Here is a 25753-nt window from a genome sequence, read left to right as displayed (position 1 = left end):
GAACGAGAAAATTCGTTCATCTTTTTTTTTATTCTTACAAAAATGTAAGGGTAATGTAATGGGATTGAATGGTAGATTAAATTCCTGCTCTTTAGAATGGATGTATAAGTATCCTGCAGAGGAGGAAGATCAGTATTATGAAGAAAAAAATAATTACTACTGTAATAGCTATGGTAGTGATAGTAGTAGTATTACTACCTACGAAACTTGGACCAGTTATTGATAAATATAATCCGCTTTATACGACGAAAGAATACTATACAATTGTGGATGCGATTGGTCAGCATGTCGGTGATGAATGGTATGAATATGAATTTATTGCATTTGATGAACGTGGAAGAGAACAAAAAATAAAGAAGACTGTTAAGCATATGTTAAAGAGAGATGAAGCATTAAAGGTGTACGCAAAAGGACGCTACGGCGAGGCAATTGAAGAAATTGAAGCTGTAAATATTCCTATTAATGCGAAGAGTAAACTTTTAACGATGAGATAGCGAATTATACCCCCGCCTATTTTTTGTCGAAAATAAAAATACTAGGTAGGGGTATTTTAGGTTCGTGAAAAAGCCTTAGTCCATATGGACTAAGGCTTTTCTTATTATATAAAGGGAAAGGGGGTACATTGTAGTAGCATGAGTGAAAGGTATAAGAAGAGTCGGCTACTAGCAATGTAATTTGGTTATGTGAGTGTTCTTCTTATTTGGCTTACTTTCTAACTTTATTGTACGAAATATAGGTAAGGGAAACTATCGAATTACATTACACATAGCTTACAAACATGTAAGCCTTCTGTAATGTAATTCGATGGTTAAAATATAGTAAATTTCATATAGTGTAACTAGAAAGTCTCACTGTATCACTTTCTGTTTGTAATGTTAATGAAGAATGAAAAACCAACTAATTTTTAATAGCCCTCATCTCTATTTAGATGAGGCTCTTTTTCAAACCTTACAACATTGTAAGGTTTACGTAAGTTAATTCGATAGTAATTTTGTCATATTTTTTGCATAATAGATACAAATAGATAAAAAATAATTAGGGATATATTAAGAAGGGAGAAAACTGGGATGCGTAAAGAAGAAGTAGTGAAGTTTCCAATTAAAGATTTCTGTAGCTACTTTACTGTTGCCGTAGTATGTATTGGATTATTTGATATAATAACAAATTTAATTGTTAACTAATATAGATGATAAAACAAGAAGGAAGACCCTTTCTTGTTTTTTTTATGGGGGCATAAAGATGAAATGGATTGATAGTCATATACATGTTGATCAATATGAGAATGAAGAGAAAAGTAGATTATTTATAGATGTGGAAAACAGTAAAGAGATACAAGGGCTTATTGCAGTATCTATGAATTATCAATCATGTCTAGAAACTTTATCTTTAGCAAAGCGATATCCTTTTGTACATCCAGCAATAGGTTTTCATCCGGAGCAGCCGATTCATAAAGAGGAATGTGAGCAAATTTATAAATTAATTGAAGATCATGTAGATGAAATTGTTGCGATTGGTGAAGTGGGACTCCCATATTATTTAAGGAAAGAAGATGAAAATATTGCTATTGATCCATACATAGCGGTGTTAAAAAAGTTTGTGGAACTAGCTAGTAAATACGATTTACCAATTATATTGCATGCGGTTTATGAAGATACTGACACTGTATGTGATTTACTTGAAGAATATAAAGTTTCGCGTGCACACTTTCATTGGTTTAAAGGAAGTGAAGAGACAATGAAACGGATGATGAGGAACGGTTATTATATTTCTATCACACCGGATGTTTTACATAAGGAGAAAATTAGAAAAATCGTTTCGTATTATCCGCTTGAATATATGATGGTAGAAACAGATGGGCCGTGGGAATTTCAGAAGGATACGATGACACATCCTTATATGATAAAAGATGTATTACAAGAAATTAGTATAATAAAAAAAATATCAGTAGAGAAAGTTACTGAGCAAATATATGCGAATACGGTGCGATTTTATGACTCTAATTTTTTCGCACGTCTTAATAATAAAAGAAAGACAATTATAATGAACCCAATTATAAGGAAGAACCCATATTGTTTTATATAATCAATTATGTCATTCGCACTTGTTGGTTTTTCAACGTGAATGCCGTCTTTATTAGTAGTAATATGAATATCTTTCATTTTTACTTCATTCGTTTCTTTTTGTAAATCAATCCACTCTATGTTTGGAATACTTTCTAGTTCTTTTAATACTTCTTTTAATGGTTCAACGCCCAAGTAAGGATGATAAAATGCACCGATAATTCCATCAGATAGTTTAGTGATAGATAAAGCACGTTCTTTCATTTTTGCTATAGCTTGTGGCTTACCTTCTTCAATAAAGCCAACAGTTTCAGGAATTAATTTCATCCCATGTAAAAATGACGGTGTACTTATATAAGCCGGTGAGTGCATTGATTTCCAAGTTGTATCGTTTAGTTGTATTTGTCCTACATAAGTTGAAAAATATTGTGATAGTATTTCATATCCTGTTTGAGACATTGTATAGTGCGGAGCTTCAAAGACAACTGGATATAATTTAGCTTCTACAAGCTCTGTAATCCCTTTTTCAATATGATCTTTAATATATTTTTCTTCGAAGGCTTTCCCGTTTTTTACGTATTTATTATAGTCTTCTGTAGACTGAAAATCTTTTTTGTTTTTGATTTTTCATGGTTTGGTTGGCGAATTGGTTGATCTGTTTTTACATCCCAAAATTCAAAGCCTTCGCCAGTTTCACTATCATAAAACTGATGTGTGTAACCATGCATAACGATAGAGCCACCATTATCTTGCATAAAGTGTAAAACATCGATTAATTCAGAGTTATCCTTTAAATGTACTGTTTTTCCTGTGTCTGGATCTTTGTAAACAGGGATAACGGTAATCATATAAGGGAGCTTTTTCTCTTTTAGTAATTCAGCGATTTCTTTTAATTGCTTTACATCTACAGCTGGATGAACGTCTTCAAGGCGTAAATAAGCTGAAGTTTTATTTGTTTCAGGTTTTTGTCCGAAATAAGAAAATAACATTTCACCGACGTAATGAGACATCCAATCGAAAAGGTTTGGGGTTGCAACATAATAGGATGTTCCTTGCTGAATGATTAACGGATGAGTTCCATCAGCACTCAAGGCGTAAGCAAGAGTTTTTCCTTTTGTTTCAATTTTCTTCATTAAGCGTTCTTCATGTAATTCATTTTTTAACTGGTTAGTCGGATATTCTATAGTGTGAATTCGTATATCGGTTTCTTTCGAGGTAATGAAAGAAAAACGATTAGATAATTGTTCAACATTTTGTCCTAAAACTAATATGGGACCTGAGAAGTTTTCTAGAAATTGTTTTGCTGCAATAGAAAAATCTTCTTTTTTCTCTCCGATATAAACAATATGTGTATAAGAAGATGATTCAGTACGTTCCTTTACTTCCTTTAAGCTTTTTACTGTTATATCTTTTGTAAAGTGCCCTAACTGAGTATTAAGGATTTGTACATTGTTTGTAATTTTGTTGTCTTCTGTACTATACAAAACGAGTACTTTTGATTTTGATGATGTTTGTGCAGAGGTATGTATAGGAATAAGTAGTAAAATGCTGAAAAAGATTAGTAGAGTTCTTTTCATTTATTTATTCTCCTATTATATATATAGAATTCAATTTACAATTATATACAAAAAAAAGTTATAGTCCATGTAAGTTACATTTTTGCACGTATTTACCATATGTTTTTTCGCAAAATCGGTCTAAAGCATGATGATAATATGTATAGTAATTTGCTATGATTGAAAGGTAAGAGAATGATAGAGTGTTGGTAATTGTAAAAGGAAGGCTGAAAGGGGACAAATTTCAGCGGAGAAAGAGGTAGAGGTAGTGAAGAAATTCTTTGTAGGATTTTTAGTTGTTCTTGGAGTGTATTTATATTTCCAAGGAAAGTCTGAAGGAATGGGTAAGCTAATGAATGAAACAAGCTATGTTGATTCAGAAGAAGCAAAACAGATGAAACAAATCATTATAGAGGAAGCAAAGAAAGTAAACCTTCCGGAATGGATACCTCTTACAATTGCCGAACATGAAAGTAGGTTAAATCCAAGAAGTGTTGGAGATAACGGAACTTCATTCGGATTGTTTCAATTACACCGCGGTGGTGGGCTTGCGCCAGATCATTTAACTGATGAAGAGCTGAAAGATCCACGTACAAATGCGCAAATTGCAATGCCGCATTTAATGAAAGGTTATAAGCGCGGGGTGCAAAAAGGTTTGACTGATTTTGCATTACTGAAATATATAGCGAATACATCTGGATGGCCAGGGAATTTAGGACCAGAGTGGACGGATAACAATATGAAGTATAACATCGGATTAGAGGATGTATACTATCGAAATAAAGGTGTAATCAAAGAGTAGGTTTTCTATACCTACTCTGTTTTTTTATGAATAATTTCATCCTTTTCTTGCGTGAAATACTGCGCTAGTTGTATTTTCACATCTTCTAGTTTTGTAGAAACTTGCGGTATTTTATATCCTACATACAACGGTGAAACGACAAACCTAGGAACAACTTTACAAATGATTTTCCTGTTTAAGTAATAGAAGAATAAGTTATAACTACTACATCCTTTATGGAAATCTGTCAGTATGTAACGTACAGTTTGCTGAATATAATTGGCCATTTCATCTATAAATGCAATATCTTCAATGATGATATTAAATTCAGTAAAGCCGATAATAGGACGCTCTGAAATATTGAGTTCAATGCGTTCATTTTTTTGAACAATTACCCCTTGGAAATTTGCTTCCTCAATATTTTCAAGATAGTCTACATGTTTCATTCCGATAATTTGCATATGTGCATGATGCAAACTTCCGCCTGAAAATGGACCATGATTTTTGTATAAAATCACAGAAGTGAATTCTTCATTTTCCTGTAAGTTTAACCAATGGAGAATAGAGAAGCGAATTAGTTTTCTCATATGTTCTTCTGTATATGTTGCGATATGGTCTTCGCAATTATCTGTTTCGATTAGCACGGTTTGAAAGGTATCCTTTAATGTAGGAAATTTATTTTTTAACCAAATAATAGAGCCCTCAGTTGCTAAAATATCCGTTAAATTTTCTCTGTCACAAAAAGGACATACAGCGCTTCTGTTCCGAATGCTTTCTGGTTTTTGTTTACCGATATCGTTTAAAAAATATAGTTGTTGTGTATCCATTTGTATATGCCCCTTTAAAATATATGTAAAAATCCCGCTTAATACATTCGGGAAAAGGAGAAGGAAATCCTTTAAAGGGAATAGGGAAAAATAAAAGACAAGATATCCTCATTGCAATAGGGTACCTTGTCTTTTATTTTTTCTTTAATAGTGTGTATGGATAATATAGAGCATTTTCATTTTGTTTCTTTTTTCTATTTTTTATTGTGTATAAGGCAATTGCTGTACTTGCGATTACAATAATGGCTTTCTTCATATTCATATACCCCTTTTTATTGTTGGTTTAATTCTTGGCTAACTGCTTTCGCATCAACTAAAGCATGTAAGATCATTTTTACCATGTTCATCATAGTTCTTTCCTCCCTTTTATAGTTCGTTTAGTTCTTTTACAACTGCTTGTCCGTTCACTAATACCTCAAAGATTGCTTTTACGATTTCTTTCATCATGATTGTTTCCTCCTTGTTTTTGTCTCTCTTGTTTATATCTTTATTGTATAGGGAGGCATCTTTTCGTACTATCGCTTTCCATTACGTGAACATAACAGTTTTGTAAGATTTGATGTCACTTATTGAAATGTTTAGTCTATCTTCATTATTTTCAGAAAAATGACTATTCAAACATAAATCGGGGAAGTATAATAAAGAAGTAAGTATTAAATTCCGTACGAAAGGAGTGAATGAGATGAAATGTTCTTTAGCTACGCGCGCAAAATTTTTAGATTATATCTATATTTGTCGTGCGATTTTTCATGATGCAGTTGTTAACGGGATACGTATGCCCTTTTTTAACAATTGCATAGTAGCTATTGAACGATAGAAGTCTCTTCACCCATTTTTGATAAACGTGTGAAAAGGGAGCTATTTGGCTTCCTTTTTCTATGACAAAAACCATGGGGAATGTTTCTTTCCCATGGTTTTTTATATTGAAAGGAGTACGGAAAATGACAATTTGTAGTGTAAATAATGTAAAGAAATCTTTTGGTGGAAACATCATATTTGAAAATATATCGCTTGAAATAAAGAATGGAGAACGTATTGGATTAGTTGGTCGTAACGGTAGTGGGAAGACAACTATCTTTCAGCTTTTAACAGGAATTGAGGGTTTGGATGCAGGGGCTATTCATGTGAAGAAAGGTACGCGCATTGGTCATGTAGCACAAATTCCAAAATTTAATAATGAAATGAATGTATATGATGTATTAAGCTCCGCTTTTAAAAAGGAAAAAGAGTTGGAGATAGAAATGCATGCTTTAGAAAAAAATATGGCGGAAGAACAGGAATCATCTGCTTTACAAAAATTGATGGAGAGATACGGAGTAATTCAAGAAAGGTACGCGTTTCTCGGTGGTTATGAAATAGAAGCGAATATTATGAAGGTAGCAAATGGTCTACAGGTGACGGAACTATTTCGAAGGTCATTTATGGAGATAAGTGGTGGAGAACAAACAAAAGTAAGCCTTGCGTATATGCTATTGCAGAAACCAGATCTACTTTTGTTAGATGAACCAACAAATCATTTGGACTTATTTGCAGTCGAGTGGTTAGAGCAATTTCTAAAAGAATATACAGGAACAGTTATGGTCATTTCGCATGATCGCTATTTCCTTGATGAAGTTGTAACGAAAATTTTTGATTTAGAAGATGGAGAAATTCACGTATATCATACGAACTATTCACAGTTTGTTGAGGAAAAGGAAGAAAGGCTGCTTCAAGAATTTCAAGCGTATCAAGAACAGCAAAAGAAAATAAAGAAAATGAAAGAAGCAATTAAGCGCTTGCGAGAATGGGCAAATCAAGCGAATCCGCCGAATGAAGGATTGCATAAGAGAGCCAGAAATATGGAACGTGCATTAGAGCGCATAGAGAAACTAAAGAGACCCATTTTGGATAGAAAACAGATGGGACTTCAGTTTGAAGGGCAAGAGAGAAGCGGGAAAGATGTTGTTGTAATGAAAGAAGTGAGTAAAGGATTTGATGAACGATCTTTATTCGAGAAAGTAAATTTGCATATTCGTTTTCAGGAGCGCGCAGCTATCGTTGGACGTAATGGTACAGGAAAGACTACGTTATTAAAACTATTACTAAAAGAAATGCAGCAAGATGCTGGAGAAATTCGGATTGGTAGTAGTGTGAAAATCGGTTATTTATCGCAACATGCGTACGGGAATATGAAGAACAATGTATTGGAAGCTTTCAGAGATTGCGTGGCTGTAACAGAGGGGGAAGCAAGACATATATTAGCTCGTTTCTTATTTTATGGTCCAGCTGTTTTTAAGAAAGTAACACAACTTAGCGGTGGGGAAAAAATGAGGTTAAGGCTCGCGCAACTTATGTATCAAGATGTTAACTTTCTTATTTTAGATGAACCGACGAATCATCTTGATATTGAATCAAGGGAAGTTTTAGAGGAGGCCCTTGAACAATATAATGGGACGATTTTAGCTGTTTCACATGATCGTTATTTCTTAAATAAATTGTTTGAAAAGACATATTGGATTGATGAGCACAAATTATTTGAGTTTGCAGGGAACTATGCATGGGCTCGTCAAAAGTGGGAAGAAAGAATTGAGAAACAAGTAGTAAAACAGAAGCAGCAACAGCAAGGGAATAAAGCGTTAGAAGTAATGCCTATAAAAAAGAAGAAGTCTAGGGATTTAGAGGCAGTTGAAAATGAGTTAATGCATATAGAAGAAGATATATATGCACTCGAATGTAAAATGGAACATGTAGTTGATGTTGAAATGCTTGAACAATTATATGAAGAAAAAACGAAAAAAGAGTTTTTACGAGCGGAGTTATATAATGAGTTAGAGAATATTGTGGAGTAAAGAAAATAGAATGAAAAAGAGCAAGTTGTTTCCTCATATTTTGGGGGAGGGCTTGCTCTTTTTAGTATAATGAAAGTAGAAAAATTGGTATAATTTTCTTGATGCTGTGATGATAGAATGAACTTTAGGTCACTAAAACGTGGGGAGAATTTTATGTTAGGATATGCGCGGATTGCTACAATCGTCATGATTTGCTTAGTTTACGCAAATCATGTTTCACGTGAAACAGAAAATTTACAAATTTTTGTCGGTATTGCACTTTTTATTTATATTGTGAATCATATTTTGCTTGTAAAAGCAAAAGGGAGTAGGAAACTTGTTTTTTATACCTTGCTCACAAACGGTATTGTCACAGCGTTATTAGGTTTTTTATTTCCCGAGACATGTTTGTATTTAATTATATTTGGAATTGATGCGGTAGGATTATTTATTCATGATTGGCGTAAAAGGATGACTTATTTTTTTATCGCTTTTTTCTTTCTTTGTTGGTTTATAAATATACTACATACGTATCAACATACAGAGAGTCTGGAATTGGAGAGTAATGCAATTAACTTTATGTTTATCATTTTCAGTGCTTTAGCTGGAAACTTAATAAAAAAACTTACAGCTGCTCGGCAAATGGTAGATGAGCAATATGGGGAATTAGCATTATCTCATACAGCTTTAAAAGAAGCACATGAGCAATTACGTCTATATGCAAAAGAGGTAGAAGAATTGACAGCTGTTCGGGAGCGAAATGATATTGCCCGAGAAATTCATGATACTGTTGGTCATAATATGACAGCATTACTTGTTCAGTTACAACTGGCAGAGGTTTTATGGAAACAAAAGTCGGACGCTACAGAAGAGGTTTTACATACATGCCATGGGTTAGCTAGAAAATCACTTCAAGAAGTGAGAGCTTCTGTGCATGCCTTAAAAGAGGAAAGTAAACTAGGGAACATAATAGAGAATATGCGTGAAATGTTACATGGATATTCTAAAGTGACGAAAGTACAAGTATCTTTTCAATTACAAGGAGATCCGGTTTTGATTCCGTTGTCACTACAGCCTACGTTGCTTCGGATTATGCAAGAGTCTTTAACGAATGCAAAACGTCACGGAAAAGCTAGTTTATGTGAAGTAAGTTTAGTTTGTTCAGTGGAACAAGTTAAGTTATGTATTTTGGATAATGGTATGGGAGTAAATGAAGTAAGCCCTGGATTTGGCTTACTTAATATGAAAGAACGTGTAGAGGAGCATGGTGGAATCATTCAATTTGAAAGTGAAATAGAAAAAGGTTTTCGCCTAAAAATCGAATTTCCACTCCGAGAAAAAACATGGGTAATAGGGGGAGCGTTATGATTCGAATTATGATTGTTGATGATCAATCACTGATTCGTGATGGATTGGCAATGATATTAAATTTACGTCCGGAACTGGAAGTGGTAGGGACGGCTAGTGATGGGGATGAAGTCGTACAAAAGGTGAAACAATTACAGCCTGAAATTATTTTGATGGATATTCGGATGCCTCGTATGAATGGTGTTGAAGGAACTCGTTTAGTTAGAGAAAAGTTTCCTTATATAAAGGTTCTTATGTTAACAACTTTTAGTGATAGTGAGCTTATTTTTGAGGCATTAGAGCAAGGAGCGAGTGGTTATTTATTGAAGGATATGGAGACAGATGCAATCGCGCAAGCAATTTTAACGGTGCATAGTGGCGGGGTTGTGCTCCCTCAGGATATAACAGCGCAAATTATAGAGGAATTAAAAAAGACGAAAGTGGCAGTAGAGTGTAACCCACCAGAACAACTAAAACAATTAACTGAGCGAGAAGTAGATGTTTTAAGAGCAATTGGACTGGGGTTAAATAATAAAGAGATTGCCGAAAAGCTATTTATTACAGAGGGAACTGTTAAGAATCACGTTTCTAATTTGATTAGTAAGCTAGAACTGAGAGATCGAACGCAAGCAGCGATATACGCAGTAAGGTATGGCGTCACGATGTACACATGACTTTTGGCATATATAAGTGTGAAAAAGCAGCGGAATTTGCTGCTTTTTTATTTTGTATTTCTATCTTAAGGGTGATGGAGAGAAGAAGAAATTTTTCTACAATGAAAGTGTAGATGAATACAAAGGGGCTGAATCAATATGTTAGTCATAGATCATATTACGAAATCATTTGGCAAGAAGGAAATCGTAAAGAATGTTTCTTTTGAAGTGAAAAAAGGTGAAACATTTGGATTGCTTGGACCAAACGGAGCGGGGAAATCAACGACGATATCAATGATTTGCGGGTTAATTCCATACGATAGTGGTGATATAAAAGTTGGTGGGAAATCTGTAAAAGAGTATCCATTAGAAGCGAAAAAGAAAATCGGTATTGTCCCGCAAGACATTGCGCTGTATCCGACACTTTCAGCAAAGGAAAATTTAATCTTCTGGGGAAAGATGTACGGTTTAAATGGAAAAGTTGCAAAAGAGCGGGCAGAGGAAGTGTTAGCTTACGTCGGTTTACAGGATCGGGGAAAAGATAAAATTGAAACATTTTCAGGTGGAATGAAAAGGCGTATTAATATTGGTGCAGCACTTATGCACGAACCAGAGTTATTAATTATGGATGAACCGACAGTCGGGATTGATCCGCAATCGAGAAATCATATTTTAGAGACTGTTAAAAAGTTAAATGAAAAAGGTATGACGGTCATTTATACGAGTCATTACATGGAAGAAGTTGAGTATTTATGTGAGCGAATTGCCATCGTTGATCATGGAAAGGTAATTGCACTAGGAACGAAAAGAGAGCTATGTAATCGTCTAACAGATGGGTTTATGGTGAAATTGCAATTAAATCGCTACAGTACGGAACTGCTACAAAAGTTGAAGGCACTACCTGTTGTTGAGCGGATTATTTTTGACGAAGATAGTAGCACGATTGATATTGGACTAAATGGTGGCGAGGCAATTGGCATAGTTGTTTCAGAAGTTGTTGAAAACAAAGCTCAAATTTTAAAACTGGAAGTAAAAGAACCGAATTTAGAGGCACTTTTTCTACAATTAACAGGACGTTCACTTCGTGATTAAGGGGGTTAGTACGAGATGAGAAGTTTCATTATTGCATGGAAAGATTTAAAAATCCGTTTAATTGATCGGCGCGGATTTATGATGATGTTAATTATGCCACTTGTATTAACGGCCATTTTAGGTTCAGCATTAAGTAATGTATTTGAGAGTGGTGGACTACCGAAAACAGTAATTGGCTATTATCAAGAGGGAACGGATGAGTTTGCAGATGTCTTTCAAAAAGATGTATTGCAATCTAAAGAAATAAAAGATGATGTGAAAGTAAAGGTAGTTAACTCTCGGGAAGAGCTTGAAGATATGTTAAAGGAAAAGAAAATAGATGTAGGAATTGTCATCCCAAATAAATGGAGCGAACAAGTACAAGATGGAAAATTAAAAGAACCAAAGGTGCTTATAGACCCATCAAAAGATATACAAGCAAAAATTGCTGAGTCAATGATCCGCTCTTTTTCAGAACGTGTTCAAACAGTCACAGTATCTACTAAAAGTGTTGTAACAGAATTAGCAAAATCTCAGCAGAGTGATGTAGCACAAGTTGCAAAAGAGGTAAGTGGAAGTCTACAGACGATAGCAACTGCAAGTGTGGGTAACATCCAAAAAGGAACGGTAGGCAAAAAAACAGTTGCAGCGATGCAATATTATGCAGCAGCAATGTTAGTCATGTTTTTACTATATAACATAACAGTAGGTGCAAAGTCAGTTGTAACAGAGCAACGAACTGAAACGTTGGCGCGTTTGTTCAGTACACCGACGAGCTCATTTTCAATTTTATTCGGGAAGTTTTTAGGTACATTACTATTTGCCTGTATACAATTTGGAATATTTATAGTTGCTACACACTTTATGTTTCATGTGGAATGGGGCGCAGATGTGTCTCAAATAGTAGTGTTGGGAATTTCTTATGCAATTTGTGTTTCTGGTTTATCTATGTTAATCGCCGCTTTTATTCGTGAGGAAAAAACGGCAGACTTAATGGGGGGAATCGGTATTCAAATACTAGCTATATTAGGAGGATCAATGTTACCGATTTACGTATTTCCCGATACACTTCAAACAGTTGCAAATATTGCTCCGAATAAATGGGCACTTACGAGCTTTTTAAATATTATGTCGGGAACATCTTGGGATGTGCTATTCCCTGTCATTTTAAGTTTATGTAGTGCAGGAATTATCTCCGTTATGATTGGAACGTTACGTTTACGTACGAGATAGGAGGGGAAATGATGAAGAAAGTTTGGGCGCTTTGTTGGCTAGAATTAAAACAAATTTTAATTAAGCCACAAAGTTATATACTCATGTTTGGAATGCCTATTATTTTTACACTCATTTTCGGTGGACTTTTAGGCGGAAGTGGGAATGAGAAAGTAAATATTAGTTTAGTAGATAAAGATGGTTCTGTATTATCTGGCAAGTATTATGAGGAAATAAAGAAAAGTGATTTAATTTCTATAGAAAAGGTAACGTATAGGGAAGGGACACAGAGGATCGAAGATAAGAAATCATCTGGTATAATCATCATTCCGAAAGATTTTCAAAAGAGTATGCTAGATGGAAAAGTAGAAAATATTCAATTTCAAGCCAGTGCTGATTTTACGGGTGTAACTTCTGTAGAGCAAGTATTAGCAAGTGCATTAAAAAAGATGGAGATAGAAGTTAGTGCAGCAAGAGATTTTGAGAAGAAAAGTAACACTTCGTGGGAAACGATGTATGAAACAATTTATACAAAAATAGATCCTGTTTCGATTCAAAAAGAATTGATTTTACACGATGATCAAAAGTTAAATAACGTTACAGGTCGAGCGGCAGGTTTTTCAATTCTATTCGTCATGATTGTCATGTTAAGTGCGACGGGAACTATTTTGAAAGCTAGACAACTTGGGGTTTGGTCTCGTTTATTAGGGGCACCAGTTTCAAAAGTTCAAATACTAGCAGGATATATCCTTTCCTTCTTTTTAATAGGGTGGATTCAATTTGGTGTTTTAATGATATTAACGCATTCATTATTTGATGTGCAGTGGGGAAATTTATTAGGGGTTATTACACTCGTTTCAGTATTGCTATTAACGGTTATTGGTCTAGCTTTATTATTGGCAAGTATCGTGAAAACAACAGAACAGCAGTCCGCACTAGGGAATATCGTTGTAATTTCAACGTGTATGATTGGTGGTCTTTATTGGCCAATTGAAATTGAGCCTTCATGGATGCAAACGGCGGCAAATTTTGTTCCGCAAACGTGGGCGATGCGTGGCTTTACTGAGTTAATTGTAAGGGGAGGTACATTAGCAGATATAGGAGGATATATTGGTATACTCATTTTATTTGCAGGAGTATTTTTCGTAATTGGTTTAACAAGAATACGTTATGACTGAAAAAAGAAAGCAGAGTTACAGCTTTACGCGCTGAACTCTGCTTTCTTTTTGTGTGGTATCTTCCCTTGTTGAAATTATAATAGCGATCCCGAGCATAATAAAAAAAGCTAAAAAGAGGACGAACTTTGGGAAGAAAGGGAATAGTAATAACGCCCCGACTATCATGATTGTTAATAATACATAGTGCAGGACATATTGGAATAGGTTGTCCATATTTTCGCCCCCTTTTTGGTAGTTGATTGTTATTATTCTATGTGGGGCTATTAGGTAATAGAATGAATTTTTTGCTAATCTTACTTAAATTAAAGATTGATCAATAATTTTTAAAAAATTCTTAAAATATTTATATAGAAATAATTGACAAAATATACTGAAAGATATAAGCTAATAACCATAAAGTCTACCGGAAAGGTCGGAATAAGATTGTTACCCCTCAAAAATATCTTTTTTTACGTTTAAAACCGACTTTTCCGATTGGCTATAGAATGTTGCTGTGGGAGGCATACATTAGGCAAGCAGTTCATAAGGTGTAATTATTAAAAAAAGTTAGGGTGGGGACAATGAAGAAAAAGACAAAAAAATGGGCTGGTGTATTTTCGGTATTACTGAGTAGTTCGCTTGTGTTATCTGCTTGTGGGGGACAGGAGGATACGGCTTCTACAGAACCAGTAAAACAGCAAGATTTAAAAAATATAAAAGTTGAAAATATTGCTGCGACAGATAAGACGAAAGTACCAGATAAAGCGAAGAATAGAAAAGATACGTTAGTAGTTGGCATTAGTAAACCAGGCGGCGTATTTTTACCATATTTCCAACAAAATGGTTGGGATGGAAACGTCACTTCAGTTATTTTTGCATCCCTTGTATCTACAGATAAACAAGGAAAACCAACTCCAGAATTAGCTGAGAAGTGGGATATTTCCTCTGATCAGTTAACATATACATTCCATTTACGTAAAGATTTGAAATTTAGCGATGGTTCACCATTAACAGCAGATGATGTAGCGTTCACATTGACGCTTTTACATGATAAGGCATATGAGGGTGACAAAGACATTTCTCAATATGCTGTTAAAGGTGGTAAAGAATATAAAGAAGGAAAAGCAACTTCTATTGAAGGAATTCAAGTTGTTGATCCACAGACAATTAAAATTACAACTGAAAAAGTTAATTCACAGGCACTAACAGCCTTAGGTGGAGAGGTATTATCAAAAGCTTATTATGGAAAAGATTACAAACAAAATACAAGCTTAGATTACTTAAAAGCGTTATATGAAAAACCGATAGCTGCGGGTCCATATAAATTTGAAAAGTATATCCCAGGGCAAGAAGTGCGATTTGTAGCAAATGAAAATTATTATGCGGGTAAACCAAAAATTCCAAACTTCATTTATAAAATTACTTCTGGTGATACGAAGCTTCAATTATTCCAAACAGGTGAGGTTGACTACACTGGCCTAGGTACTGGTGACGAAGTTCTTGAACAGGCTAAGGCTTTAGAATTTGCAAATATCCAAATCGAAACAGCAGCGTCATTTAGCTATATTTATATGAATAATAATAAGCCGTACTTAAAGGATAAAAAGGTTCGTCAAGCACTTATTTACGGATTAGATCGTAAAAAATATGTTGATACAGCATTGAAAGGATACGGTACGGTAGCTAATGTACCAATTCATCCAACTTCTTGGGCTTATACGGAAGAAGGAGTTAATAAATATGAATACGACAAAGAAAAAGCGAAAAAATTATTAGATGAAGCAGGATGGAAAGTTGGTTCGGATGGAATTCGTGAAAAAGATGGTCAAAAATTAAAGCTTTCTTATTTCGGCCCAAGTTCGGCTAAAGATAGCGATTTATTAATTCCGATTGCAAAAGAGAATTATAAAGAAATAGGTGTAGAATTTAACCCTGAATTTATGGACTTTAATACTATGCTTTCGAAGGTAAACAAAGGTGATTATGATTTAGCTTCTGTTTCGACACCAATTACAAGTGATCCGAGTGAAACAGCTGGTGAATATTTGTCGGGTGTCAATGAGAAGAGTCTTGGTTATAAAAATGCAAAAGTAGATGAGTTAATTCAAAAGGGTATTGAAACGGTAGATATTGAAAAACGTAAACCAATCTATAAAGAACTGTATAAAGAATTAAGTGATGATCCACCAGTAATTCTATTAAACTATCGTAGAACAATTACTGGTTATAACGGGAATATAAAAGGAATTGACCCTGAAAAATACAATAGTATTAGTGCAAACTTACCAGCTCTATCTATCGAAAAATAACGAGAAGAATGTATAAGTAGAAGACATTTTTTCATTCGGCAAGTAGTGTGCCGCTTTGAAAAAATGTTCTTCTATTTTAAGCATAAGATTGGAGAGAAAAAGGGTGAAAACATATATCATTCGTAGGCTGTTACAAATGATTCCTACACTGTTGGGGACATCAATTATTATCTTCTTCCTGTTCGCACTTCTTCCAGGAGATTATATTGATTCAAACCCGAAGATTACACCGGAAAGAGCAGCTGAACTTAGGGAATTGTATGGATTGAATAAACCAATTGTTGAGCGATATTTTCACTGGCTAGGTAATGCATTGCAGGGGGACTTTGGTTTTTCTCTTCAATATCAAGAATCTGTAACGTCATTATTAAATAAATTTATATGGAATTCGTTTATTGTTGCGATTATTGCATTGTTCTTTATTTGGCTAATTGCACTTATTATCGGTGTGTTTTCAGCGACAAAGCAACATTCTTTATTCGATAAGCTTGTAACAATTGGTGTATTTGCAGCGATGTCATTTCCTTCATTCTTTATCGGTTTGTTTTTAATTAAAGTGTTTGCGGTTGACTTTAAGCTGTTACCGATAGGCGGGATGATTGATGTTGGGAGTAATTCAACTGGGCTTGCTTACGGAATAGAAGTTGCAAAGCATATGGTTTTACCCGTATTTATTTTAACTCTTCTTGGAGTTGGCTCATTAACTCGTTATTTTAGAACGAGTATGTTAGAGGTTGTACGGCAAGATTACATTCGAACGGCTAGAGCAAAAGGTTTAAAGGAGAAGACCGTTATTTATAAACATGCATTAAAAAATGCAATTTTGCCGGCTATTACATTGCTTGCATTTGAATTACCAGGGTTGTTTTCAGGGGCAATTATTATAGAACAAATTTTCAACTGGCCAGGTATCGGTAATATTCAATTAGAAGCATTAAATTTTCGTGATTATACGGTATTAATGGCATTTACGATGTTTCTTTCGTGTTTGACAATTGTTTCAAACTTTTTAGCGGATATTGTATATGCAGTTGTTGATCCACGTATTCGGTTGAAGTAAGGGGGGGAAAGAGATGGAAACTGTTACAGCAACTACGGAAAAAAAAGAAAAAAAGAAAAGAAGGAATGAATCATCGCCGTGGAGGCAAGCTTTTAAAAGGATAAAGAAAAATAAAATGGCACTTATAGGATTTTACGCATTAGTTTTTATGTTTTTATTTTGTTTTATTGGTCCATTCTTTTCACCGTATGCATCAGGAAAAATACAAGTTACGCTAATTAACAAACCACCTAGTTTTTCTCATTGGCTTGGCACAGATCAATTAGGAAGAGACATTTTAACGAGGCTTATGCAAGCAGGACGGATTTCATTAACAATTGGCTTAGCCTCAATGGTGTTATCCGTTATACTAGGTGCTTTATTAGGAGCGATTGCAGGTTTCTACCGTGGTATCGTCGATAATATTATAATGCGTCTTGCGGATATTTTAATGTCGATGCCAGGATTACCGTTACTTATTATAATGGGAGCTATTTTATCAGAATGGAAAGTACCATCTGATTATCGTCTTTATGTCATTATGATCATTTTAAGTTTAGTAGGTTGGCCAGGACTTGCACGCCTCGTACGAGGTCAAATTTTATCGCTGCGAGAACAATCGTTTATGCAAGCTGCTGATGTACTCGGGATAAACGATTACCGGAAAATTGTATATCATTTAATCCCAAATGTTCTGCCGATATTAATTGTTGTATCCACATTAGGTGTTGCAGGTTCTATTTTAGGAGAGTCTGCACTAAGTTACCTAGGACTTGGCGTTGTCCCGCCTACACCATCGTGGGGAAATATGATTAGTGCAGCAAACTCATTAATCGATTTCCAAAAGCGTCCGTGGTTATGGATCCCGCCTGGTTTTGCAATCTTTATAACAGTTGTATCAATTAATATACTTGGCGATGCACTTCGTGATGCATTAGATCCAAAGATGAAGCGGTAGGTGAGAAAGCATGAGTAGAGCGGTAGTAGAGCTAAAGGATTTACAAACACACTTTCAGACGGAAGAAGGTACAGTAAAGGCTGTCAATCATGTTAGCTTTTCAGTTCGAGAAGGTGAAACAGTTTGTGTAGTAGGCGAATCAGGTTGCGGGAAAAGTGTAACGGCTTTATCTATTATGGGACTTATTGCTGAATCTGGCGGCATCGTTGGTGGTGATATTCTTTATGAAGGAAAAAGTCTTTTAGGAATGAAAGAGAAAGAACTTCGTAGTTTAAGAGGAAATGATATCGCCATGATTTTCCAGGAACCGATGACATCGCTTAATCCGGTCTTTACTGTTGGAGAGCAAATTGTTGAGACGTTAAGAGAGCATGAACTACTTAGCAAAAACGAAGCATACAAAAAAGCAATTGAATTAATTCGTAAAGTTGGTATTGCTCGTGCTGATGAAATTGTCCATTCTTATCCGCACGAATTAAGCGGTGGTATGTTACAACGTATTATGATTGCTATTGCACTTAGTTGTAATCCAAAGTTATTAATTGCAGATGAACCGACAACAGCTCTGGACGTTACGATTCAAGCGCAAATATTAGACTTACTAAGGCAAGTAAAAGAGGAATTTAAAACATCGATTTTATTAATTACACATGATCTAGGTGTTGTAGCAGAAATGGCCGATTATGTTGTCGTTATGTATGGTGGAAAAGTTATTGAAGAGGCACCGGTACTAGAGATATTTCAAAATCCGAAACATCCATATACGCAAGGGTTGCTAAAATCAAAACCAGTAATGGGGAAACGAACAGATAAACTTTATTCTATTCCAGGGCAAGTTCCAAATTTAGTTGGCTTAGATGAGTTTTGCTACTTTAGTGGTCGCTGTGAACATTGCATGGAAATATGCAAAAATGAAGCGCCAAATCTTAATGTGCATGACGAGGATCATAAAGTAGCTTGTTGGTTATATGAGGAGCGTGCTGGGCAATGAGTGAACCATTATTAGAAGTGAAGAACTTAAAAACGTATTTTCCGATTAAGGGCGGCGTATTTAGTAGAACGATTGGACATGTGAAAGCGGTAGATGGGGTAAGCTTTACGATTGATAAAGGAGAAGTGTTTGGCCTTGTAGGAGAGTCTGGAAGTGGGAAAACGACGATAGGAAAAACAATTCTCCGTCTCGTTCAAAAAACAGAAGGCGAAGTGAAATTTAAAGGTCAAGATGTTCATGCTTTATCAAAAGAAGAGCTGAGAAAGCATCGTCCTAATATGCAGCTCGTCTTTCAAGATCCATTTAGCTCATTAAATCCAAGAATGAGAATTGGAGAAGCGCTTGGTGAGCCAATGTTGGCTCACGGACTAGCGACGAAAGAAAATGTCCGTGCAAAGGTGATAGAAGTATTGGAGTTATGTGGTTTAGCGCCGTATCATATTGACCGGTACCCTCATGAGTTTTCCGGTGGGCAACGTCAACGTATCGTTATTGCAAGGGCGATGGTATTAGATCCAGAATTTATTGTAGCTGATGAGCCTGTTGCAGCATTAGATGTATCTATTCAAGCGCAAATCATTAATTTGTTTAGTGAATTACAGGAGAAAAGGGGATTATCCTATTTATTCATTTCACATGATTTAAGTGTTGTGGAGCACTTATGTACGAAAATTGGAATTATGTATTTAGGAACTATTGTGGAAACAGCACCACGTGATGAGTTATTTGCGAATCCGCTTCATCCATATACAAAAGCATTGTTATCAGCAGTGCCAATACCGGATCCAACGGTTAAGCGAGAACGGATTATTCTAGAAGGGGATATTCCAAGTCCTGCAAATCCACCATCAGGTTGCCGTTTTCATACACGTTGTCCCGTTGCTACAGATATTTGTAAAACGAATGTACCAGAATTCCGTAATGTGGGTGAAGATCATTTTGTTGCTTGTCATCATGTGTAAAAGAAAAGGACTCTTTCAAAATGTGAAAGAGTCCTTTTTTTACCCCGCTATTTGTGGGCAGTAAGACTCCCACCTGAAAATTCGACACATGCGGGGAAGTTAGGTGGGAGATTAACTGCCCGTAAAAGCCCGATTGGTTCAACTAATAATCAGAGGAACCCCGCCTCTGATTAAAGTTGAACTTTATTTACTAGATGAAGTTTGTTTCAATACAAATTGCTCGATTGCATGAGCAACACCATGTTCATTGTTTGTTAATGTTACAACGTCACATAGTTTTTTGACATCTTCTTCGGCATTTCCCATTGCAACTGATAAGCCGGCTACTTGTAGCATTGGCACATCATTAAAGTTGTCACCGATTGCAACAGTATCTTCAATTGGTATATTGAAATAAGCTGCCATTTCTTGTAGGCCGTTCCCTTTATGACCATGCTTATCCATAATTTCTACATTAGTAGGAGCTGATGCCGTAACTGAAATATCCGTATCTTCTTGTAAAGTTTGCAATAGCTGCGAACGATGAGCAGCATTAAATGTCAAAATAAAGAATTTAGATATTTCTAATTCTGGATTATTTACAACATCTTCGATTTTTTGGAAATCAGTAATTAAGTTTGATTTCTTTTGTTTTTCTGTAATTCTTTCAAGTTCCTCAAGTGTAACATCTAGTGTATGCTTGTTTTCTTCGAATGCCTGCATAACTTGATCTTGCCATGTATAAGGAGAGTAAACCCCTTTATTTGTGTACAACTTATATGGAAAACCTTCAGATTCTAGTAACTTTGCAAGCTTGTATACTTTATCATTTTGTAAACAACGCGAGTTAATTACTTTTCCATCCACATAAACAATTGCCCCATTGCTTGCTCCAACTGGAAGAGATAGTTTATATTCTTCCAATAATTTTAAAGCGTCCTCTTTCGCGCGGCCAGAACAAATCATTACAATATGACCAGCTTCTTTTGCGGTTTGGATAGCTTGTAAGTTCTCTTTGGAGATTTCAAGATTAGATGATAGTAGTGTACCATCCATATCTAGTGCGATTAATTTCAAAATGACCACCTCTTTGTTTCCATTATACATAGTTATATAGAGGAAACATATAAACTTATCTTGGAAAGATAGTATTTTATCCCGCATTAATTTCTAGTAAAAGTGCGATTGGTGAGGGGAATAATTAGTAGGGAATGGAACTCTCGTTGATTAAAGTTTCACTTTGGTTTTTAACAAAATAGAGATGAATAATATTATATTTCGCTTTATGACCTTAATGTTACACTAGTGTTACAAATGTGATTGTAGTAGAAAACGCATTAAAACAAGGTTTTTGAGTGTTTATTTAAAAAAACGTAAAAAAAGTGTAATAAAATTTACGTAATTATATTGCAACGTAATAATAGTTATGTTACATTAGTGTTACAAACGTTACGTAATTAATTTCAATGTAACGTTAACATGAAAACTATGAACTAATCATTTCTTAGTAATTACATATAGATAACTTATAAAAAAGGAGAATGAATGATATGAAAAACGAGCAAGTATTAAACGTAACAAAAGGTGACTTCTTAGGATCAGCAAGCGGAGCAGTAGTATTAACAGCATTAATCGTATTTCTTTCAAGCGTATTAGTATAATAGAAGTTTTGTAACAAAAATAAGAGAAGGGAGAATGAAAATTATGAAAAACGAGCAAGTATTAAACGTAACAAAAGGTGACTTCTTAGGATCAGCAAGCGGAGCGGTAGTATTAACAGCATTAATCGTATTTCTTTCAAGCGTATTAGTATAATAGAAGTTTTGTAATAAAAATAAGAGAAGGGAGAATGAAAACTATGAAAAACGAGCAAGTATTAAACGTAACAAAAGGTGACTTCTTAGGATCAGCAAGCGGAGCGGTAGTATTAACAGCATTAATCGTATTTCTTTCAAGTGTATTAGTATAATAGAAGTTTTGTAACAAAAGATAAATGAAGGGAGAATGAAAGATATGAAAGAGCAAGTATTACAAGTAACAAAAGGTGATTTATTAGGATCAGCAAGCGGAGCAGTAGTATTAACAGCATTAATCGTATTTCTATCAAGCGTATTAGTATAATAAAAGTTTTAAATTGTACAAAATGAAAGGAGAATGAGGAATATGAACAGTGAACAAGTGTTACAAGTAACAAAAACAGATTTATTAGGATCATTAGGCGGAGCGGTAATATTAACATCATTTATTCTATTCCTTGCAAATATATTAGTATGAAAAATATAAATACAATCATTCAAAAAAATAAAGACTCTAACGTATTAGTAAGTAGTTAATATGTTGGAGTCTTTTTTGTTTTCCTCTCATATATACCTTCAAGTATTAATATTTACCCCTTACTTTAAAGAGAAAAAAGTCGAATTTTATATGTAAGAAAAAAAGAGGAATTTGACAGAAAAGATAGAAAATTTTAAAGGTCGGAAATTGTTAGCTTGCTAACTAATTTCTATTAATTGATGTTGGAAGCGTTTTCGGTTGGTTTTAAGTATGGACCATTTAATCTATTTACAGGGGGATGAAGATATTATGAAACAAAAATCTATGGATACGCTAGCTGCACAAATGGAGGACTTTTTTCCAGTACGTGATGTAGATCATTTGGAATTTTACGTAGGGAATGCAAAGCAATCAAGTTATTACCTTGCAAGAGCGTTTGGATTCAAAATTGTAGCCTATTCTGGATTAGAAACAGGAAACCGTGAAAAGGTATCTTATGTTCTTGTGCAAAAAAATATGCGTTTTGTTGTGTCTGGAGCTTTAAGTAGCGATAGTCGTATTGCAGAGTTTGTAAAGACTCATGGTGATGGAGTGAAAGATGTGGCTTTACTTGTTGATGATGTTGATAAAGCATACTCTGAAGCTGTAAAACGTGGCGCTGTTGCGATTGCTCCTCCTGAAGAGTTAACAGATGAGGAAGGTACCTTGAAGAAAGCGGTTATTGGTACGTATGGTGATACAATTCATACGCTTGTAGAGCGTAAAAATTATAAAGGAACATTCATGCCAGGATTTCAAAAGGTAGAGTTCAATATTCCATTTGAAGAATCCGGTTTAATTGCTGTAGACCATGTCGTTGGTAACGTTGAGAAAATGGAAGAATGGGTTAGTTATTATGAGAACGTCATGGGATTTAAACAAATGATTCACTTTGATGATGACGATATTAGCACAGAGTATTCGGCATTAATGTCAAAAGTTATGACGAATGGAAGCCGTATTAAGTTTCCAATTAATGAACCAGCAGACGGAAAAAGAAAGTCACAAATTCAAGAATATCTAGAGTTCTATAACGGAGCGGGTGTACAGCATCTTGCTTTATTAACAAGTGACATTGTAAAAACAATTGAAGTGCTTCGTGCGAATGGCGTGGAGTTTTTAGATACGCCAGATACGTATTACGATGAGTTAACTGCACGAGTGGGGAAAATTGATGAAGAAATTGATAGATTAAAAGAATTGAAGATTCTAGTAGACCGTGACGAAGAAGGTTATTTATTACAAATCTTTACGAAACCAATTGTAGATCGTCCAACTCTATTTATTGAAATCATCCAACGTAAAGGTTCTCGTGGATTTGGCGAAGGGAACTTTAAAGCGTTATTCGAATCAATTGAAAGAGAACAAGAGCGTCGCGGAAATTTATAAAATTTGTATCCACCAGCAAGAGTTCCTTTGTTGGTGGAAATTTCATTTTCATAGGGAGGAATCACGATGAAATTTGTTACATTTCGTCTCCCATCGAAAGAAATGCGAGCTGGATGGATTGAAGGTGACAAAGTAATCGATATGAATCTTGCGAGTGATGGACAATTACCTTCTTCTATGTTCGCCTTTTTAGAGAAAGCAGATGAGTGTGTAGAAGTATTGCGTAATATTAAGAATCCTGAAAAGGGTATATATTCCTTAGAGGAAGTTCAATTAGCAGCGGCAATTCCTAATCCAAGTAGCATTCGAGATTTTTATGCATTTGAACAGCATGTAAAAACAGCCCGCGGGAGAAGAGGGCTAGATGTTGTACCTGAATGGTATGATATACCGGTTTTTTATTTTACTAACCACCGTGCTGTTATTGGTCCAGATGATTTTGTTATTGGTCCGAAGAAGTCTAAAAAGCTTGATTATGAGTTAGAGATTGCTTGCGTAATTGGGAAAGAGGGACGAAACATTTCTCGTGAACAAGCAGAGGAATATATTTTTGGTTACTGCATTATGAACGACTGGAGTGCAAGGGACTTACAAGCAACAGAAATGAAAGTGGGACTCGGTCCAGCGAAAGGAAAAGATTTTGCAACTTCATTAGGAGCGTATCTCGTTACGAAAGAGGAATTAGACGTTTATCGTAACGGTGATCGTTATGATTTAGAGATGACTGCTCATGTAAATGGAAAGATATTATCAAAGGGAAACTTCCAAGATATTTACTATACATTTGCTGAAATGATTGAACGTGCTTCGGAAGACGTTACGTTATATCCAGGAGATGTGATTGGTTCTGGGACAGTAGGAACAGGATGTATTTTAGAACTTGGTACAGAAGAGTGGCTACAAGATGGAGATGTTGTAGAGCTGTCGATTACTGGTTTAGGTACGTTACGTAATACGGTCAAAAAAGACATGAAAGCAGGTGATGGGCATGTTTTATCGTCACATGGGGGAGCTACCTCATAAACGACATGTACAATTTCGTAAAAAAGATGGATCGCTTTATCGTGAGCAGGTAATGGGGACAAAAGGTTTCTCTGGTACCCAATCTATTTTGTATCATCATTATATGCCAACAGAAGTAGGGCACGCGGCATTATCGCATTCTTGTCAGTTACAGTATGAAGAGGATGCCCTTCTTGCTCATCGCCACTTCCGTACGAAAGAAAATAAAAAAACTGGTGATGCAGTAAGCGGAAGAAACTTTATGCTTGGGAATGAGGATTTATTAATTGGAGTAGTGAGTCCAACAGAAAAAATGGATTATTTTTACCGTAATGGTGATGGCGATGAAATGTTATTTGTTCATTATGGAACAGGAAAAATTGAAACGATGTTTGGAACGATTCACTATAGAAAAGGTGATTATGTAACAATTCCAATTGGAACGATTTATCGTGTTATTCCAGATGAGGTAGAGACTAAGTTTCTTGTTGTAGAGGCAAATAGCCAAATTACAACACCAAGTCGCTATCGCAATGAATATGGGCAATTGTTAGAACATAGTCCGTTTTGTGAAAGAGATATGCGTGGACCGGAGAAATTGGAGACATATGATGAAAAAGGTGAGTTTGTCGTAATGACAAAGTCGAGAGGTTATATGCACAAGCATGTGTTAGGGCACCATCCGTTAGATGTTGTTGGGTGGGATGGTTATTTATATCCGTGGGTCTTTAATGTGGAGGATTTTGAACCAATTACAGGTCGTATTCATCAGCCACCACCAGTACATCAAACATTCGAAGGACATAATTTCGTCATTTGCTCTTTCGTACCGCGTTTATACGATTATCATCCAGAATCTATTCCGGCACCATATTATCATAGTAATGTGAATAGTGATGAAGTACTGTACTATGTAGAAGGTAACTTTATGAGCCGAAAAGGTGTAGAAGAAGGTTCTATTACGCTTCATCCAAGCGGGATCCCGCATGGGCCACATCCAGGGAAAACAGAAGCGAGTATAGGGAAGAAAGAGACACTTGAACTGGCCGTTATGATAGATACATTCCGTCCGCTTCGTATTGTAAAACAAGCACATGAGACGGAAGATGAAAAATATATGTATAGCTGGATTGAAGAGGGTTCATATACTGTGAAATAAGTAAAAAGAGGCATGCTCACTACGGGAGCATGCCTCTTTTATGGAATCGACATGTATAATAATACCAAAAAAAGTTATGAAAATATATATAGATATGATTGTCTGAATCTTTTTATCGAAAGGATGATAAGAGTATAGTATGTATCTCGATAGTTTTCTGTTTATTTCGACAAAAGTATTG

Annotated in this window: 27 protein-coding genes and 1 pseudogene; 23 read left to right on the top strand and 5 right to left on the bottom strand. The window is 35.3% G+C overall.

Annotation, left to right across the window (positions count from 1 at the left end; translation table 11 throughout):
- Window positions 1–137: 137 nt before the first annotated feature.
- Window positions 138–494, top strand: a complete 357-nt coding sequence (locus JFU18_RS14425) for a YxeA family protein (protein WP_002029403.1) — start codon at window positions 138–140, stop codon at window positions 492–494.
- A gap of 745 nt (window positions 495–1239) precedes the next feature.
- The gene (locus tag JFU18_RS14420; protein ID WP_242486436.1) at window positions 1240–2082 is read left to right on the top strand and encodes a TatD family hydrolase; all 843 of its coding nucleotides are present in this window, start codon (window positions 1240–1242) and stop codon (window positions 2080–2082) included.
- On the opposite strand, the pseudogene JFU18_RS14415 reads toward JFU18_RS14420, so the two are convergent.
- Window positions 1989–3637, bottom strand: a pseudogene (locus tag JFU18_RS14415) (DUF2334 domain-containing protein). The gene JFU18_RS14420 and the pseudogene JFU18_RS14415 sit on opposite strands and share 94 nt — an antisense overlap.
- A gap of 247 nt (window positions 3638–3884) precedes the next feature.
- Here JFU18_RS14415 and JFU18_RS14410 point away from each other — a divergent pair.
- A complete protein-coding gene (locus JFU18_RS14410) occupies window positions 3885–4418 on the top strand; it encodes a transglycosylase SLT domain-containing protein (protein ID WP_000713256.1) in 534 nt (177 codons plus the stop codon).
- An 11-nt stretch (window positions 4419–4429) separates the two neighbouring features.
- On the opposite strand, the gene JFU18_RS14405 is transcribed toward JFU18_RS14410, so the two are convergent.
- On the bottom strand, window positions 4430–5224 hold the full coding sequence (locus JFU18_RS14405; RefSeq protein ID WP_201033577.1) for a DUF4931 domain-containing protein: 795 nt from the start codon (window positions 5222–5224) through the stop codon (window positions 4430–4432).
- 133 nt (window positions 5225–5357) lie between these two features.
- Window positions 5358–5486 (bottom strand): hypothetical protein, encoded by a 129-nt coding sequence (locus tag JFU18_RS14400; RefSeq protein ID WP_002029408.1) that lies wholly within the window; start codon window positions 5484–5486, stop codon window positions 5358–5360.
- Between the two features lie 420 nt (window positions 5487–5906).
- Here JFU18_RS14400 and JFU18_RS30340 point away from each other — a divergent pair, with 420 nt between their 5' ends.
- The 7 genes from JFU18_RS30340 to JFU18_RS14370 all read left to right on the top strand — a co-directional run bounded on the left by JFU18_RS30340 (window position 5907) and on the right by JFU18_RS14370 (window position 13492).
- On the top strand, window positions 5907–6041 hold the full coding sequence (locus JFU18_RS30340; protein ID WP_000650295.1) for an RAxF-45 family protein: 135 nt from the start codon (window positions 5907–5909) through the stop codon (window positions 6039–6041).
- Between the two features lie 124 nt (window positions 6042–6165).
- A complete protein-coding gene (gene abc-f / locus JFU18_RS14395) occupies window positions 6166–8052 on the top strand; it encodes a ribosomal protection-like ABC-F family protein (protein WP_201032346.1) in 1887 nt (628 codons plus the stop codon).
- 153 nt (window positions 8053–8205) lie between these two features.
- On the top strand, window positions 8206–9399 hold the full coding sequence (locus tag JFU18_RS14390; protein WP_000902013.1) for a sensor histidine kinase: 1194 nt from the start codon (window positions 8206–8208) through the stop codon (window positions 9397–9399).
- A complete protein-coding gene (locus tag JFU18_RS14385; RefSeq protein ID WP_000619338.1) occupies window positions 9396–10052 on the top strand; it encodes a response regulator in 657 nt (218 codons plus the stop codon). Before JFU18_RS14390 ends, JFU18_RS14385 begins: the two co-directional genes overlap by 4 nt.
- A 138-nt stretch (window positions 10053–10190) precedes the next feature.
- Window positions 10191–11123: an ABC transporter ATP-binding protein gene (locus JFU18_RS14380; RefSeq protein ID WP_000960163.1), complete on the top strand. Its 933-nt coding sequence runs from the start codon at window positions 10191–10193 to the stop codon at window positions 11121–11123.
- A 15-nt stretch (window positions 11124–11138) separates the two neighbouring features.
- Complete coding sequence (locus JFU18_RS14375; protein WP_201033578.1) at window positions 11139–12335, top strand: ABC transporter permease; 1197 nt, start codon at window positions 11139–11141, stop codon at window positions 12333–12335.
- Window positions 12336–12346: 11 nt separating this feature from the next.
- Entirely contained in the window at window positions 12347–13492 is a 1146-nt protein-coding gene (locus JFU18_RS14370; RefSeq protein WP_201033579.1) for an ABC transporter permease, read from the top strand.
- A gap of 15 nt (window positions 13493–13507) precedes the next feature.
- On the opposite strand, the gene JFU18_RS14365 is transcribed toward JFU18_RS14370, so the two are convergent.
- A complete protein-coding gene (locus JFU18_RS14365; RefSeq protein WP_000369259.1) occupies window positions 13508–13705 on the bottom strand; it encodes a hypothetical protein in 198 nt (65 codons plus the stop codon).
- A 347-nt stretch (window positions 13706–14052) separates the two neighbouring features.
- Here JFU18_RS14365 and JFU18_RS14360 point away from each other — a divergent pair, with 347 nt between their 5' ends.
- From JFU18_RS14360 to JFU18_RS14340, 5 genes are all read left to right on the top strand, one after another.
- Window positions 14053–15780: an ABC transporter substrate-binding protein gene (locus JFU18_RS14360; RefSeq protein WP_000730686.1), complete on the top strand. Its 1728-nt coding sequence runs from the start codon at window positions 14053–14055 to the stop codon at window positions 15778–15780.
- A gap of 103 nt (window positions 15781–15883) precedes the next feature.
- On the top strand, window positions 15884–16840 hold the full coding sequence (locus JFU18_RS14355; RefSeq protein ID WP_002091399.1) for an ABC transporter permease: 957 nt from the start codon (window positions 15884–15886) through the stop codon (window positions 16838–16840).
- A 13-nt stretch (window positions 16841–16853) separates the two neighbouring features.
- Window positions 16854–17777 carry an oligopeptide ABC transporter permease gene (gene opp4C / locus JFU18_RS14350; RefSeq protein ID WP_000451066.1) on the top strand — a complete coding sequence of 308 codons (924 nt, stop codon included), beginning with the start codon at window positions 16854–16856 and terminating at the stop codon, window positions 17775–17777.
- A 10-nt stretch (window positions 17778–17787) separates the two neighbouring features.
- The gene (locus tag JFU18_RS14345; protein WP_002091396.1) at window positions 17788–18768 is read left to right on the top strand and encodes an ABC transporter ATP-binding protein; all 981 of its coding nucleotides are present in this window, start codon (window positions 17788–17790) and stop codon (window positions 18766–18768) included.
- Entirely contained in the window at window positions 18765–19730 is a 966-nt protein-coding gene (locus tag JFU18_RS14340; protein WP_078185470.1) for an ABC transporter ATP-binding protein, read from the top strand. The genes JFU18_RS14345 and JFU18_RS14340 overlap by 4 nt, the downstream gene beginning before the upstream one ends.
- A 183-nt stretch (window positions 19731–19913) precedes the next feature.
- Here JFU18_RS14340 and JFU18_RS14335 read toward each other — a convergent pair whose 3' ends face one another.
- Entirely contained in the window at window positions 19914–20786 is an 873-nt protein-coding gene (locus JFU18_RS14335) for a Cof-type HAD-IIB family hydrolase (RefSeq protein ID WP_000766416.1), read from the bottom strand.
- Window positions 20787–21259: 473 nt separating this feature from the next.
- On the opposite strand from JFU18_RS14335, the gene JFU18_RS14330 reads away from it, so the two are divergent.
- From JFU18_RS14330 to JFU18_RS14295, 8 genes are all read left to right on the top strand, one after another.
- A complete protein-coding gene (locus tag JFU18_RS14330) occupies window positions 21260–21370 on the top strand; it encodes a DUF3948 family protein (protein WP_002139869.1) in 111 nt (36 codons plus the stop codon).
- 43 nt (window positions 21371–21413) lie between these two features.
- Window positions 21414–21524, top strand: a complete 111-nt coding sequence (locus JFU18_RS14325; protein ID WP_002139869.1) for a DUF3948 family protein — start codon at window positions 21414–21416, stop codon at window positions 21522–21524.
- A 43-nt stretch (window positions 21525–21567) separates the two neighbouring features.
- Window positions 21568–21678 (top strand): DUF3948 family protein, encoded by a 111-nt coding sequence (locus JFU18_RS14320; protein ID WP_002139869.1) that lies wholly within the window; start codon window positions 21568–21570, stop codon window positions 21676–21678.
- 35 nt (window positions 21679–21713) lie between these two features.
- The gene (locus JFU18_RS14315) at window positions 21714–21830 is read left to right on the top strand and encodes a DUF3948 family protein (RefSeq protein WP_201033581.1); all 117 of its coding nucleotides are present in this window, start codon (window positions 21714–21716) and stop codon (window positions 21828–21830) included.
- Window positions 21831–21872: 42 nt separating this feature from the next.
- Complete coding sequence (locus JFU18_RS14310) at window positions 21873–21983, top strand: DUF3948 family protein (RefSeq protein WP_001083697.1); 111 nt, start codon at window positions 21873–21875, stop codon at window positions 21981–21983.
- Window positions 21984–22292: 309 nt separating this feature from the next.
- On the top strand, window positions 22293–23411 hold the full coding sequence (hppD, locus tag JFU18_RS14305; RefSeq protein WP_002140158.1) for a 4-hydroxyphenylpyruvate dioxygenase: 1119 nt from the start codon (window positions 22293–22295) through the stop codon (window positions 23409–23411).
- A gap of 66 nt (window positions 23412–23477) precedes the next feature.
- The gene (locus JFU18_RS14300; RefSeq protein WP_085308674.1) at window positions 23478–24434 is read left to right on the top strand and encodes a fumarylacetoacetate hydrolase family protein; all 957 of its coding nucleotides are present in this window, start codon (window positions 23478–23480) and stop codon (window positions 24432–24434) included.
- Window positions 24400–25572 (top strand): homogentisate 1,2-dioxygenase, encoded by a 1173-nt coding sequence (locus JFU18_RS14295; RefSeq protein WP_201033582.1) that lies wholly within the window; start codon window positions 24400–24402, stop codon window positions 25570–25572. The genes JFU18_RS14300 and JFU18_RS14295 overlap by 35 nt, the downstream gene beginning before the upstream one ends.
- Window positions 25573–25753: the final 181 nt, after the last annotated feature.

Source organism: Bacillus sp. TH22 (assembly GCF_016651015.1).
Classification (GTDB): domain Bacteria; phylum Bacillota; class Bacilli; order Bacillales; family Bacillaceae_G; genus Bacillus_A; species Bacillus_A mycoides.
The sequence above is the reverse complement of the archived record's forward strand: the minus strand, read 5'-3'. Positions and strand labels throughout refer to the sequence as shown.